The organism is Leisingera sp. ANG1 (assembly GCF_000203975.2).
Classification (GTDB): Bacteria; Pseudomonadota; Alphaproteobacteria; order Rhodobacterales; family Rhodobacteraceae; genus Leisingera.
This window is the reverse complement of sequence record NZ_AFCF02000008.1, coordinates 13723-26619: the sequence shown is the minus strand read 5'-3', so window position 1 is coordinate 26619 and position 12897 is coordinate 13723. Positions and strand designations below refer to the sequence as shown.

Annotated in this window: 13 protein-coding genes; 1 reads left to right on the top strand and 12 read right to left on the bottom strand. The window is 63.1% G+C overall.

Going from position 1 to position 12897, the window contains the following annotated elements; genetic code table 11:
• Nucleotides 1–125: 125 nt before the first annotated feature.
• From GC1_RS12830 to GC1_RS12810, 5 genes are all read right to left on the bottom strand, one after another.
• Nucleotides 126–806: a Hint domain-containing protein gene (locus tag GC1_RS12830; RefSeq protein ID WP_019295941.1), complete on the bottom strand. Its 681-nt coding sequence runs from the start codon at nt 804–806 to the stop codon at nt 126–128.
• 387 nt (nt 807–1193) lie between these two features.
• Entirely contained in the window at nt 1194–1748 is a 555-nt protein-coding gene (locus GC1_RS12825) for a CvpA family protein (protein WP_019295940.1), read from the bottom strand.
• Nucleotides 1749–1790: 42 nt separating this feature from the next.
• Complete coding sequence (gene radA / locus GC1_RS12820) at nt 1791–3152, bottom strand: DNA repair protein RadA (protein WP_019295939.1); 1362 nt, start codon at nt 3150–3152, stop codon at nt 1791–1793.
• A gap of 162 nt (nt 3153–3314) precedes the next feature.
• Complete coding sequence (locus GC1_RS12815) at nt 3315–4097, bottom strand: hypothetical protein (RefSeq protein ID WP_019295938.1); 783 nt, start codon at nt 4095–4097, stop codon at nt 3315–3317.
• A gap of 146 nt (nt 4098–4243) precedes the next feature.
• Nucleotides 4244–4693 carry a paraquat-inducible protein A gene (locus tag GC1_RS12810; protein WP_019295937.1) on the bottom strand — a complete coding sequence of 150 codons (450 nt, stop codon included), beginning with the start codon at nt 4691–4693 and terminating at the stop codon, nt 4244–4246.
• Between the two features lie 151 nt (nt 4694–4844).
• On the opposite strand from GC1_RS12810, the gene GC1_RS22465 reads away from it, so the two are divergent.
• Nucleotides 4845–5468, top strand: coding sequence for a hypothetical protein (locus tag GC1_RS22465; protein WP_152612387.1), 624 nt, complete (start codon nt 4845–4847; stop codon nt 5466–5468).
• An 8-nt stretch (nt 5469–5476) separates the two neighbouring features.
• Here the strand turns inward: GC1_RS22465 and GC1_RS12805 are convergent, their stop codons facing one another.
• From GC1_RS12805 to pyrC, 7 genes are all read right to left on the bottom strand, one after another.
• On the bottom strand, nt 5477–6223 hold the full coding sequence (locus GC1_RS12805; RefSeq protein WP_019295935.1) for an ABC transporter ATP-binding protein: 747 nt from the start codon (nt 6221–6223) through the stop codon (nt 5477–5479).
• Nucleotides 6220–7002, bottom strand: a complete 783-nt coding sequence (locus GC1_RS12800; RefSeq protein WP_019295934.1) for an MlaE family ABC transporter permease — start codon at nt 7000–7002, stop codon at nt 6220–6222. The genes GC1_RS12805 and GC1_RS12800 overlap by 4 nt, the downstream gene beginning before the upstream one ends.
• Nucleotides 6999–8036: an alanine racemase gene (gene alr, locus GC1_RS12795; protein WP_019295933.1), complete on the bottom strand. Its 1038-nt coding sequence runs from the start codon at nt 8034–8036 to the stop codon at nt 6999–7001. Before alr ends, GC1_RS12800 begins: the two co-directional genes overlap by 4 nt.
• A gap of 108 nt (nt 8037–8144) precedes the next feature.
• Complete coding sequence (locus GC1_RS12790) at nt 8145–9137, bottom strand: agmatine deiminase family protein (protein ID WP_237754594.1); 993 nt, start codon at nt 9135–9137, stop codon at nt 8145–8147.
• Nucleotides 9138–9213: 76 nt separating this feature from the next.
• Nucleotides 9214–10752, bottom strand: a complete 1539-nt coding sequence (locus GC1_RS12785) for a replicative DNA helicase (RefSeq protein WP_019295931.1) — start codon at nt 10750–10752, stop codon at nt 9214–9216.
• A 334-nt stretch (nt 10753–11086) separates the two neighbouring features.
• Nucleotides 11087–11764 (bottom strand): orotate phosphoribosyltransferase, encoded by a 678-nt coding sequence (locus tag GC1_RS12780; RefSeq protein ID WP_019295930.1) that lies wholly within the window; start codon nt 11762–11764, stop codon nt 11087–11089.
• A gap of 69 nt (nt 11765–11833) precedes the next feature.
• Nucleotides 11834–12877 (bottom strand): dihydroorotase, encoded by a 1044-nt coding sequence (gene pyrC, locus GC1_RS12775; RefSeq protein ID WP_019295929.1) that lies wholly within the window; start codon nt 12875–12877, stop codon nt 11834–11836.
• Nucleotides 12878–12897 lie beyond the last annotated feature (20 nt).

Here is a 12897-nt window from a genome sequence, read left to right as displayed (position 1 = left end):
TTCAAGTAGCATGTGCTGCGTGGAATAGTCGGAGCATATGCGGCAGTTCCAGCCCCAATCCGAAACCAAAGAATAGGCCCGCACGATGGCGGGCCCGAGGGGGGGAGGAATATCGTTGGGTGTGATCAGGCCGCGAGGATGCGGTCCAGAAGGTTGTCCAGCGGGCTGGGCAGGCGGGCGTCAATCTCGCCCATGCCGGTCTGCGACAGCGCGCGGCCGTCATCGCTGGCCAGCACCTGGCGGGTCTCGGTCAGCGACAGCTGGTGGAAGGCGGAGTCCTCAGCGGCGTCACCGGCGGGCAGCAGCATGCCGCTTTCGGCCCAGACCAGCTCTTCTTCTGCGAATTCGAAATGGATGCGGCCCAGGCGTTCCGGCGCGGCTGCGGTAATACCCTTGTAGCCGGCCAGGGCGATCAGCTTGGCGACGACAACCGGCAGGCCGAACAGGCGTTCCGCGGTGTCCATCTCCAGCGCCACTTTCTGGTCCGACGGCAGCATCAGGTCGGTGTCATTGCCCAGGGCGCCAGCCGGGATGTGCATCAGGGTGGTCAGGCGCGGCACCGCGTGCTTCACCGCTTTCACTTCCTGGGCGCCGCCGTCAAAGGTGAACACCATGTCGCCGGGCTTGACGTCGCGGGCCTGCTTGAAGCCCTCTTCGGTCTCCACCAGCGTATCAGGCAGGAAGCCGCCGCTGCGGATGCGGGCGCGCTTGGGCGCCGGCTTCACGGACTGCGGCAGGGGATTGGTCAGCAGCAGAACATCAACCGGCAGGTAGTCGGCGAAATCTGTGGTGTGATCCAGCTGCATTTTGGTGTCCCTTCTGAGCGTCTTCGTCCCGGCGTTTTGCCGTTGAAGCCATGTGGCCCCCGAATTGGGACCAAATTGGGGCAGGCTTGCGTCGCATTTCGGGATGACGCGATTTTTTGGGGACAAAAGCCGCTTTTTCAGGGGTATTGTTAACCTTTTCACGGTGCAGGCTGAGGATTTATTAAGGTTTGACGCAATTTTTGAGACGCGCTCAAACGGCCTCCGGAGCCCGATTCTCTTTGGTTAACAAAGTGTTAATGTGAATTTGCGGTGTTAACGGCTGAACCCGTCATCCTGTGGATAACTGTGTGAACGCATTGAAATTCAAGCAAAACGGGCGCCCCTTGGGCGCCCGCGTTTCTGCCTGATGGTGGTAATCCCTTGGAATTACTGGCCGCAAGTACCGATCAGCGCTTCATATTGCTCGGTCACCCAGCCCAGAGCCTGCTCCGGATTGCGCTCCTCGATCTTGCCGGTCATGCGCGCGAACACCTCGGCAGAGCGGCTTTCGTCAACAATGGTAAAGGACTGCCCGGTCATCACCACGTCATAGAGGAAGAAGGCAATCGCAATCAGAAGAATGCCGCGCAGCACGCCGAAGAAGAAGCCCGCGCCCTGGTCCAACCCGCCAAGCGCAGAGCGCTGCACCAGGGTGGAGAACAGCGGCGTGAAGAAGGAGACCACAATCAGCGCCAGTGCAAAGACTGCGGCAAAGGCGGCGATGATCGACAATTCGCAGCTGTCGGCGATGAATTCGCCCACCACCGGGATCTCTGCCATCAGCGGCTCGACCTGCGGCGCAAAGATGAAGGCCAGCACACCCGCGGCGATCCAGCCGGCAATCGCCATCGCCTCGCGCACAAAACCGCGCGAATAGGCCAGCAGTGCCGATACCACGATGACCAGGGCCACGACCCCGTCGATAATTGTGAAACCTTCCATGTCCCTCGCCCGTTTGCCTGCGATCTCAAATTTTTTGCATCTTTAACCGGCCCCGAAGAATTCGCCAACAAAACCTGCCAGATCGCCTGATTTTCGCAAATTCAGGCCGTTCACGGACACGGTTTTGCTGCCGCCGGGGGCAATCGCCGCCGTGAAACCAAGTTTTTGCGCCTCTTTCAACCTGTTTTCGGTCTGCGGCGCCGGGCGAAGGGCGCCGGATAGCGAAATTTCTCCGAAAACCACCGTATCGGCGGGCAGGGCGACGTCTTCCCGCGCACTCAGCAGCGCTGCCGCCACCGCAAGGTCGGCGGCGGGTTCGGAGATCTTCATGCCGCCCGCCACGTTCAGATAGACGTCCAGCCCGGCAAAGGGGATGCCGCAGCGCGCTTCCAGAACGGCCAGTATCATCGCCAGACGCGACGAGTCCCAGCCGACCACAGCGCGGCGGGGCTGCGAATGCGGTGAGGGCGCAATCAGCGCCTGCATCTCCACCAGCACCGGCCGGGTTCCTTCGATCCCCGCAAAGACCACCGACCCGGGCGAGGGCTCGCCGCGTTCCGAAAGGAACAGGGCAGAGGGGTTGATCACCTCGCTGAGACCGCTGCCGGTCATCTCGAAGACGCCGATCTCATCCGCCGGGCCAAAGCGGTTCTTGACCGCGCGCAGGATGCGGAACTGATGGCCGCGCTCACCCTCGAAATACAGCACGGTGTCGACCATATGCTCCACCACACGGGGGCCTGCGATCTGGCCCTCCTTGGTGACATGGCCAACCATAATAATGGAAATCCCGTGCCGCTTGGCAAAGGTTGTCAGCTCATGCGCGGCGGCGCGCACCTGGCTGACGGAGCCGGGCGCGCTGTCCACATGATCCGCCCACATGGTCTGGATGGAATCGATAATGGCCAGCTGCGGCCTTTCCGCTTCCAGCGTGGTGAGGATGTCGCGCAGGTTGGTTTCCGCCGCCAGCTGCACCGGCGCATCCGCCAGCCCCAGCCGCTGCGCCCGCATCCGCACCTGGGCAGAGGCCTCCTCGCCGCTGACATAGACGGTCTTGACGCCGGCCTGGGCAAACCGCGCCGCCGCCTGCAGCAGCAGGGTGGATTTGCCGATGCCCGGATCGCCGCCCACCAGAATGGCCGAGGCCGCAACAAGCCCGCCGCCCAGCACCCGGTCCAGCTCACCGACGCCGCAGCAGGCGCGCGGCGGCGGGGTTTCCCGGGTGGACAGATCGGTCAGCTGGATGGTGCGGCCGCGCTTGACGCCCAGCGACTTCTTGGCGGGGCCGGAGGACAGTCCCTGATCCTCGCTGATGGTGTTCCACTCGCCGCAGCCCTCGCAGCGGCCCGACCATTTCGAAAAGCTGGCCCCGCAGGCGGAGCAGGAGAAAGATGTTTTTGCCATGGCTCTGACCAGTGGCAGATGTTTCCCTTTTGTTCAAGAGGTGTCGCGCGTGGCTCTGGCAGGATGCGAGGCGCTGCCTCGCGCTCCGGGGGATTTGCAACCAGAAAGAAGCGGTTTCTTTCTGGCCCATTATACACCGGGGGCAGAGCCCTTAGCGGCGCGTCAATCGGCACGCCGCGGCGGCTGGATCGGCACCACGCTGCCGCCTTCGGGGTCCGATCCGTCGGGCTGCCCCTGCAATTGCGCCGACAGTTCCGGCAGCAGTTCGAACAGCTCGCCGCGCAGCCGGCCCAGATGCGACTTGGCGATGCTTTCCTCGATCTCCACGTCGCGGGTCCACTGGCGCAGCTCATGCATGATGATCTGGGCATCCTCCAGCCGCGCCTTGAAGGTTTCCAGCTCCTCCTGCCGCTGTTTCAGGAACATGCGGGCGCGGGCCACCTTGGCATCGGAATAGGTCTCTGCCAGTTCACGGCTCACCTGGCTCATCTGCGCGGCTGTCTCCAGCACATCCGGCTCCAGCCCCTGCAGATCCGGGTGGTCGCGCAGAAACGCCAGCCGTTCCTTCACCGCGTCAAATTCGGAGGCCAGGGTGAACACCCCGGCACGGTCGCCCGCGTGGGCCAGCTGATAGGCCTGCTTGACGTCCTCCATATTCAGGGCAAAGCGCCGGTGCGAGTGCTCCAGCGCCAGGACCCGCCCGTTGGCGGGCAGAAAGAACACCAGCATCACCGCCAGTGCGGTCAGCGCGATCTGCGCCATCATGCCGGCCTGCGGATGGATGTCCGCGCCGAGGCCCGCCTGCAGCGACAGCCAGGGCCATATGCCCAGAGCGGCCAGTACCGTGGCCGTCAGCGCCGCCGCGGCCCCCAGGCAGATCATCAGGAACGAAAGCCGCATCAAGGCGGTCTGAGCGGTGAACAGGATGGATTGAATGCCGGCCATGGGCCCCCTCCAGCAGATACACGTGCAGACGCGGGGCCGGCGGGGCAGGGGGAATGCCCGGTCAGGGCGCAGCGTGCCGGTCCCATCGAAATGGTTTCACTTATCCGGCTTTATGAAATGGGGCGGTTTGCCGCCGGATCAAGCGCTTACCCGGCCTGCTGCCCCTTGGCGGCACGCTCTGTCAGCATCCCCAGCACGATCGAGGCCAGAATGCAGGCGGTGAACATGTAAAGCCCCCAGGCGGTCTCGATGGTCGCCAGGCCAATGCCCTTGGCCAGGGTGATGTAAAGCGCGATCAGGAAGATATCGGCCATCGCCAGCTTGCCCAGCACATGCAGCACCTTCTGCACCCGCGCGTCCATCAGATCCCACTGCACCAGCGCGGTGCCGATGGTCTTGAGGTAGGGGGCGAAGATCGCAAAGAAGGTGACGATCAGCGCCAGCACCGCGTCGCTGCCCCAAAGGCTTTGCAGGCCCGTGATCACCGAGATCTCGCTGAGGCCGAAAATGGGCAGCAGCCCCGCCCGCATCAGGGGCGCAAACCAGGCGACAGGGTAGAGGATCAGGAGCGACAGGGTGAGGAGGCGGAGGGTCATGGCGGCTCGGTTTTATGCGGTTCCGCCAAGACTTGTGTGTTTAGTGCCGGATTTGAAAGGGGAAACGGCCTGGATTTGCGGTGCGGCATGTTGTTTTGAAATGTTTGAAGATAGTACTCATCGCAACCAAGTTTGAAAGAGGAAGGCTACAGTGGATACAAAATTCTGGGTCGGGACATTCATAGCGACACTTGTTGTCGTGATCCCAGCAGCTTTAGCTGGAGGGTATAAGCTAGGCCAAGACACGTCGTCTTCGAAAGTTTCCGCCCTTGAAAAACTGTTGGACGCCGAAAAGAAGGCTAACGGTATTGATAGCAGATCATTTCTTTCTCGCTTGTTGGAACTCGATAGTTCCCTTGGCGAGAAAGAAGAGTTGCTGGTGTCTTTGCGCACACTGGAAGAAGAAGTCGCGCACCAACAGGGGGCCGCGGCCGACCTTAGACAGCAACTTAGCGAAGTTCAGGCAGAGCTTGCACAGGTGAGATCAGAGCGTGAAGAGTTGTCCGCAATAATTTCTAGCGACTTTGAAAAACTTGGAGAAGTTCTCATTCCTCAATACACATCGAAGGCTCTAGTGCCTGGGAAAGTGTTTGTGGCAGTCGGTACCGTTAGTACAGACTATGCGAGGCTCACGGTGACTGGAGGAGCAACCAATCAGCAATTGCAATTAGGGCAATCGCTGCCATTTATGAGCGGTGAGAATACCTGTTCTTTGATTCTGACTGGAACGAATTACGGCACAGATGCTTCGATCACCTATAGTTGTCCAAACTAAAATCTCCTTCACCGCACCGCCTCGATCGGTCCCTCCGCGCGGCCGTGGATGAACTGCTCCATGTAGGGATCGCCCGAGGCGTCCATCTCGGCCACCGGGCCGGTCCATTGGATCACTCCGCCGTGCAGCATCGCCACATTGTCGGCGATGGCACGGACCGAGGTCATGTCGTGGGTGATGGTCATGGCTGTGGCACCCATCTCCACCACGATCTCGCGGATCAGGTCGTTGATGACGCCCGACATGATCGGGTCGAGGCCGGTGGTCGGCTCATCGAAAAAGATGATCTCAGGCTCTGCCGCAATCGCGCGGGCGAGGCCGACGCGTTTCTGCATGCCGCCCGACAGTTCCGAGGGGAAGAGGTCGGCCACTGCGGAGCGCAGACCCACCCGGCGCAGCTTCTCGATGGCGATCTCGCGGGCTTCCTCCTGCGGGCGTTTCAGCGCGCCGCGCAACAGGCGGAAGGCGACGTTCTGCCAGACCGGCAAGCTGTCAAACAGCGCGCCGCCCTGAAACAGCATGCCAAAGCGGGCCAGGAACTTATCCCGGTCGCCCGATCCGGCAGGCTTGCCATCGACATAGATCTGGCCTGAGTCCGGCTGGATCAGCCCCAGAATGCTTTTCAGCGCCACCGATTTGCCGGTGCCGGAGCCGCCGATGATCACCATCGAGGTGCCCTTGGCGATTTCCAGGTTCATGCCGTTCAGCACGCGGTTGTCGCCAAAGGCCTTGTGGACGTTTTCCATGCGGATCATAGCGAGAAGAACACCCCTGTGAGGACAAAGTTGGCGGCCAGGATCAGGACGGCAGCGGATTCCACCGACCCCTTGGTGGCGCGGCCCACGCCTTGGGCGCCGCGGCCTGACTGCATGCCGTAATAGCAGCCCATCATCGCCGCGATGGTGCCAAAGGCGGCACCCTTGACCAGCGAGGAGATGATGTCGAGCGCTTCCAGGAAGTCGACCGTGTTCTTGAGGTAGGCCGCCGGGTTGAAGCCGAGGTTCTGCACCGCCACGGTGTAGCCGCCCATGATGCCGATGATGTCGCCGACACCGACCAGCACCGGCACCGTGATCAGCGCCGCCAGCACCCGCGGCGCCACCAGGTATTTCATCGGATGGGTGGAGAGCGTCACCAGCGCGTCGATCTGTTCGGTCACCTTCATAGTGGCGATCTCGGCGGCGATGGAGGAGGTCACCCGTGCTGCGATCATCAGCCCGACCAGTACCGGGCCAAGCTCGCGCACCATGCCGATGGCGACGATCTGCGGCACCACGGCCTCAGCATTGAAACGGGCGCCGCCCGCGTAAATCTGCAGCGCCAGCGCACCGCCGGTGAAAATCGCGGTCAGGCCCACAACCGGCAGCGACAGCCAGCCGACGTTCAGCAGCGCCTGAAAGAACTCGCGCGGGTAATAGGGCGGGCGGATCATGTGGCTGAAGGCAGACAGCGCAAACAGCGCCGCGCGGCCAACCGCTGACATCCCGGCCAAAGCGGTGCGGCCCAGCCGGGCCAGGAGTGCTATTGGATTCATCCCAGGTAAGTCCTCGCCGAACGGTGGCCCGAAGACGTCAGGATCTCATATCCGATTGTGCCGGCCGCATCGGCCAGCATGTCCACGGTCTGATGCTCGTTGAGGATTGCCAGCGCGTCCGGCACTTCGGCCAGGTCAGTCACATCCACGGTGATCAGATCCATTGAGACGCGGCCCACAACGGGGCAGGGGGTCTCGCCCGCATAGACATGAATGCCGCCCTTGCCCATCGCCCGGTGCAGCCCGTCGGCATAGCCGGCGGCCACAGTGGCGATCCGGCTGGGGCGCTGGGCAGTCCAGGCATTGCCGTAGCCCGCGCTTTCGCCCACTTCCATATCGCGCACCTGAATGACAGGCAGATCCAGTTGCACCACCGGCACCGCGTCCGAGAACGGCAGCCCGCCATAAAGCCCGACGCCGGGGCGGCAGAGGTCAAAGTGATAGTCCTTGCCGAGCAGCATACCGCCAGTGGCGGCCAGCGAGCGCGGCACCTCCAGCCCGTCGGTCATCTCGCGGAAGGCCGTGAGCTGCTGCGCGTTCATTTCGTGCGAAGGCTCATCGGCGCAGGCCAGATGCGACATCAACAGCACCGGGTTCTGGCCCAGGGCGATCTCTGCCACCGCAGCCCATTCGCCATGCTCCATCCCCAGCCGGTTCATGCCGCTGTCCAGCTGCACGCCAAAGGGATGGCCCGGCAGCGTCTCGAAATGGCGCAGCATCTGATCCAGCGAGTTCAGCATCGGCGTCAGCTGGAAATCTTTGAGCAGCTTCGCATCGCCCTCCATGTGGCCAGAGAACACCGAGATGCCGGGGCCAGGCCCCAGCGCACGGCGCAGCGCGCCGCCTTCCTCGGCTGCCGCCACAAAGAAGTTGCGGGCGCCCGCCTTGGCCAGCGCCTTGCCCACCCGGCCTGCATCCAGGCCGTACCCGTTCGCCTTCACCACGGCTGCAGTCTCGCAGCCCGTCAGCGCATCCAGATTCCGCCAGTTGGTGACCAGCGCATCCAGGTTGATTGTCAGTTTTGCCGTGCTCATGGCGTGTTCATGACATGGGCAGGCTGCACGTCAAGGGGGAAATCTGCCGCAAAGGGGCAAACCGGCAGCAGCGTGCCGCATTCACCGGAACAAAGGGCTCCGAGCAGCTCAGGCAGGCATCTGCTGAGTGGCGCAGTGGATGCCGCCGCCCAGCTCTGCCAGCAGATCGGCGTCCAGCATCACCAGCTCACGCCCGGGGTAGTGGCGGCGCAGCATCTCTGCCGCCAGCGCATCGGTGCGTTTGTCGCCGCTTTCAGGAGCAATCACTCCGCCGTTGCAGACGTAATAGTTCACGTAACTGCACTGGCTGTTCACGTCCCTGATCCGCCCGGCCTCGGGCCAGGGCAGGGTGTCCACCTGAAGGCCCGCCTCCTGCAAGCGCTGCTGCAACCGCCGGGCCGAGGCATCAAAGGGATCATCCGGCACAGGTGCCTCTGCCAGCATCATCAGCACGCGGCCCCCGCCGGAAAAGCGGGCCAGTCCGTCGATGTGGTCATCGGTCACATCCTGGCCCTTGACGCCCTTGCCCCAGATCATCCGGTCGGCGCCATAGGCGGCCAGCAGCGCCCGTTCGATCTGATCGCGGCTCAGACCGGGATTGCGGTTCTTGTTCACCCAGCTGCTTTCGTTCGCCATCAACAGGCCATGGCCGTCCGCCTCCGCCCCGCCGGCCTCGCCCCTGATGCCGCTGTCAAACAGCGGCAAGCCCAGCCGTTCCGCCACCCGTGCAGCGATGCGTTCGTCATTGGGCAGATGGTAGCGGCCCCAGCCGTTGAAATTCAGCTGCCGCAAAGAGAGCTGCCCGCGCCCGTCGCGCGCGAACAGCGGCCCGGAGTCGCGGCACCACAGGTCGTCTGCCGGAATGTCCCACAACTCCACATTGCTGGACAGCTTGCGCCGGGCGCGTGCGTGTTCCTCTGGCGCGGCCAGCATCACCACCGGCTCAAACGCCGCCACCGAATTGGCAATCCGCGCGATCTGCTTCTGCACCTGCTTGCGGTAGCGCCCGGTGCCATAGACCTGCGGCGTCACCGGCCATTGCATGAAGGTCAGCTGATGCGGCGCTTCTTCGGGCGGCACCCGGAACCCGTCCTGTGCCATACCCGGACCTCCCGCAATGGTCAGTACGCCGGCGCCCGCCGCACCGGCCATTGAACCGGCCAGAAACCGGCGGCGGTCAATAGCCGCCGTCCTCATGCCCCTGCTGCCAGGCCTTGGCGAGGTTGCCGAAGCGGGTGAATTGCGCCTCAAACGACAGCTCCACCGTGCCGATTGGACCGTGACGCTGCTTGCCGACGATGACCTCGGCCTTGGCGTGCAGCCGTTCCATCGCCTGCTTCCACTCTTCCATCTTTTCCAGCTCGTGGTCGCCGGGCTTTTCCCGTTCCTTGTAGTATTCCTCGCGGAACACGAACATCACCACGTCGGCGTCCTGTTCGATCGAGCCCGATTCCCGCAGGTCCGACAGCTGCGGGCGTTTGTCTTCGCGGTTTTCCACCTGACGCGACAGCTGCGACAGCGCGATCACCGGGATGTTCAATTCCTTGGCAATCGCCTTCATCCCCATCGAGATTTCGGCGATCTCGTTCACCCGGTTGTCCGACATGCCGCGGCAGAGCTGCAGATAGTCGATCACCAGCAGGTCCAGCCCGTGGGTCCGCTTCAGGCGGCGGGCGCGCGCGGCCAGCTGCGAGATCGGGATCGCGGGCGTGTCATCAATGAACAGCGGGCAGCTTTCCAGATCCTTGGCCGCCTGCACAAAGCGGCGGAATTCGCTTTCGGTCATGTCGCCCTGGCGGATCTTGTGCGATGAGATCTCAGACGCTTCCGCCAGAATACGCCCGGCCAGCTGCTCGGCGCTCATCTCGAGGCTGAAGAACCCCACCACGCCGCCGTCCAGCGCGCCTTCCGATCCGTCGGGTTTCACCCCGCGTTTATAGGCCTTGGCAACGTTGAAGGCGATGTTGGTCGCCAGCGACGTTTTCCCCATAGAGGGGCGGCCTGCGAGGATAAGAAGGTCCGAGGGATGCAGGCCGCCAAGTTGCTTATCGAGGTCCATCAGGCCCGTCGAGATGCCGGCCATTCCGCCACCCCGCTGATACGCCTCGTTGGTCACATTGACCGCTTCTGTGACGGCCTTCAGGAATGACTTGAAACCGCTTTCCGTCTGGCCCTGCTCTGCCAGCTGGTAAAGCGACTGCTCTGCCTCAACGATCTGCTCTTTAGGTTCTGATGCCACGTCAACGCGGCGCGCCTTTTCTGCAATCGACTGACCCAGGGCAATCAGCTCGCGCCGGATTGCCAGGTCGTAAATCATCTGCGCGTAATCCCGCACCGCAAAGGCAGAGATCGACGCGCCCGCAAGCTTGGCCAGATAGGCCGGCCCGCCCAGTTCCTTCAGCCCCTCGTGGTCCTCCAGAAACGCCTTCAGCGTCACTGGCGAGGCCAGCGCGTTCTTGGAGATCCGCGCAGCCGCAACCTCATAGATGCGGGCATGGACCGGGTCATAGAAATGCGACGAGTCGATGATCAGTGCGATCTTGTCGTAGACCTCGTTGTTGGTCAGGATCGCGCCCAAGAGCTGCTGTTCCGCCTCCACCGAATGCGGCAGCTCGTTGTCCGGCATCGCCTGGTCCGCTTGCGCGGGGGCCGGCAGATGCTCCGGCATCGGGGCGGGGGGCGGCATATCGCCGTCGAAAGGGGTAATCTCGTTCATCACTGCTCTCGTCACTCGGCCCGCTTATACGGTGCCGCGCGGGGTTCTCCTATCTGGGAATCTCTGTGGATTCCCTGTGGATAAAGCCGCAGGGTTTGTGGGCCGTTTACCATAAAAGGCCAGTAAGCCTGTCCTATCCAGGCTACATGATGCGGTGCTGCCTGGGAAGGCCCCAAGATCTGCGCTTCAACCTGCGCGGGAAGCGATTCGAGCCGGGCTTGTCCACAGCCCGGCCTGTAACGCTTTCCCTTGCGTAAGGCGAATGTCCGCCTGTGCGGCATCCGGCCTCGGAATGCAGGGCAAACTGCCCGCCCACCGAAGCCGTTGATCTGCTTTACGCTTTATGGGCTTCCTGCCAGGCGCGCGGGTCTTTCAAGAACTTCTCCACTTCGGCCAGCGTCTCCTCGCTGAAGCTCTTCTGCGCCTTGGCTTCGGCCAGAACATCCCACCAGGTGCACAGGTAGTGCAGCTCAACACCGTGGTCGCCCAGGCGTTTGGTGGTTTCGGGGAAGATGTCGTAATAGAAGATCACCGCGGTATGGCCGCAGGAGGCGCCGGTTTCGCGGATCGCATCGACAAAGGACAGTTTGGAACCGCCGTCGGTGGTCATGTCCTCCACCAGCAGCACGCGCTGGTCCTCGGTCATCACCCCTTCGATGCGGGCATTGCGGCCATACCCCTTGGGTTTCTTGCGCACATAGGTCATCGGCAGCGCCATGCGCTCGGCCACCAGCGCGCCAAAGGGAATGCCGGCCGTCTCACCGCCCGCAATATTATCAAACGCCTCGAACCCTGCGTTGCGCATCACGGTCACGGTGAGGAAATCCATCAGCGTGGTGCGGATGCGCGGAAAGGAGATCAGCTTGCGGCAGTCAATGTAGCTGGGCGAGGGCAGGCCGGAGGCCAGCGTGTAAGGCTCATCCGTATTGAAGTTCACCGCGCCGATTTCCAGCAGCATCCGGGCCGACAGGCGGGCGATTTCTTCACGGGAGGGGTATGAGGTGGGGATCATGGTCGGGTCCTTTCAGGCGCCAGGAAAATTCGAATTTTCCTAGCAAATTTCTTCGAAGAAATTTACGGCTCAGCCGCCGGCGGTCCAATAGACCGGGAAGCCCGGATCAAACACCGTAACCGGCCCGTCGCCGCTCTCGATTTTCTCCGGGAAAGCCACCGGCGCCTCACCCTTGGTCAGCGTCAGCGTCTCGCCGCTCACCGGCAGGCCATAGAACGCCGGACCGTTTTCCGAGGCAAAGCCCGCCAGCTTGTCCAGCGCGCCCTCTTCCTCGAACACATGCGCCAAGAGGGACATGGTGTTGGTGGCGGTGAAACAGCCGGCACAGCCGCAGGCGCTTTCCTTGTTGGGGTCGGTGTGCGGCGCCGAGTCGGTGCCGAGGAAATAGCGTTTGTCGCCCGAGGTCGCAGCGGCCCGCAGCGCCAAACGGTGCTCCTCGCGCTTGGCCACCGGCAGACAGTAGTAATGCGGCTTGATGCCGCCCACCAGGATGTGGTTGCGGTTGATGATCAGGTGGTGCGTGGTGATCGTCGCGCCCAGGTCCTTGTCCTGGCTTGCCACGTAATCAGCAGCGTTCTTGGTGGTGATATGCTCCATCACCACGCGCAGGCCGGGGGTGGAGGTGCGGATCGGGTCCAGCACCCGGTCGATGAACACCGCCTCGCGGTCGAAGATGTCGATGTCGTGGTCGGTCACCTCGCCGTGGGTGCACAGCGGCAGGCCGATCTCGGCCATTTTCTCCAGCACCGCGCGGACATTGTCGAAATTGGTCACGCCGGAGGCCGAATTGGTGGTCGCGCCCGCCGGATAGAGCTTCACCGCCTTCACCAGCCCGCTGGCATGGGCCGCGGCGACATCCGCCGGGTCGGTGTCCTCGGTCAGGTACAGCGTCATCAGCGGTTCAAACGCCATGCCTTCCGGCAGCGCTGCCAGAATGCGGTCGCGGTAGGCCGCGGCCTGGTCCCCGGTCACCACCGGCGGCACCAGATTCGGCATGATGATCGCGCGGCCGAAATGGCGGGCGGTTTCGGGCAGCACGGCCTGCAGCATGGCGCCGTCGCGCAGGTGCAGGTGCCAGTCATCGGGGCGGGGGATGGTCAGCGTCTGGGTCATGCGCGTGCGTTAGCACATGG

What these genes read in the sequence shown, in the direction of transcription:
- pyrC (WP_019295929.1), bottom strand. Translation starts at nt 12,877, where the DNA reads ATGACCCAGACGCTGACCATCCCCCGCCCCGATGACTGGCACCTGCAC.
- GC1_RS12780 (WP_019295930.1), bottom strand. Translation starts at nt 11,764, where the DNA reads ATGATCCCCACCTCATACCCCTCCCGTGAAGAAATCGCCCGCCTGTCG.
- GC1_RS12830 (WP_019295941.1), bottom strand. Translation starts at nt 806, where the DNA reads ATGCAGCTGGATCACACCACAGATTTCGCCGACTACCTGCCGGTTGAT.
- alr (WP_019295933.1), bottom strand. Translation starts at nt 8,036, where the DNA reads ATGAGCACGGCAAAACTGACAATCAACCTGGATGCGCTGGTCACCAAC.
- GC1_RS12810 (WP_019295937.1), bottom strand. Translation starts at nt 4,693, where the DNA reads ATGACCCTCCGCCTCCTCACCCTGTCGCTCCTGATCCTCTACCCTGTC.
- GC1_RS12785 (WP_019295931.1), bottom strand. Translation starts at nt 10,752, where the DNA reads ATGAACGAGATTACCCCTTTCGACGGCGATATGCCGCCCCCCGCCCCG.
- GC1_RS12825 (WP_019295940.1), bottom strand. Translation starts at nt 1,748, where the DNA reads ATGGAAGGTTTCACAATTATCGACGGGGTCGTGGCCCTGGTCATCGTG.
- GC1_RS12805 (WP_019295935.1), bottom strand. Translation starts at nt 6,223, where the DNA reads ATGATCCGCATGGAAAACGTCCACAAGGCCTTTGGCGACAACCGCGTG.
- GC1_RS12800 (WP_019295934.1), bottom strand. Translation starts at nt 7,002, where the DNA reads ATGAATCCAATAGCACTCCTGGCCCGGCTGGGCCGCACCGCTTTGGCC.
- radA (WP_019295939.1), bottom strand. Translation starts at nt 3,152, where the DNA reads ATGGCAAAAACATCTTTCTCCTGCTCCGCCTGCGGGGCCAGCTTTTCG.
- GC1_RS12790 (WP_237754594.1), bottom strand. Translation starts at nt 9,137, where the DNA reads ATGGCACAGGACGGGTTCCGGGTGCCGCCCGAAGAAGCGCCGCATCAG.
- GC1_RS12815 (WP_019295938.1), bottom strand. Translation starts at nt 4,097, where the DNA reads ATGGCCGGCATTCAATCCATCCTGTTCACCGCTCAGACCGCCTTGATG.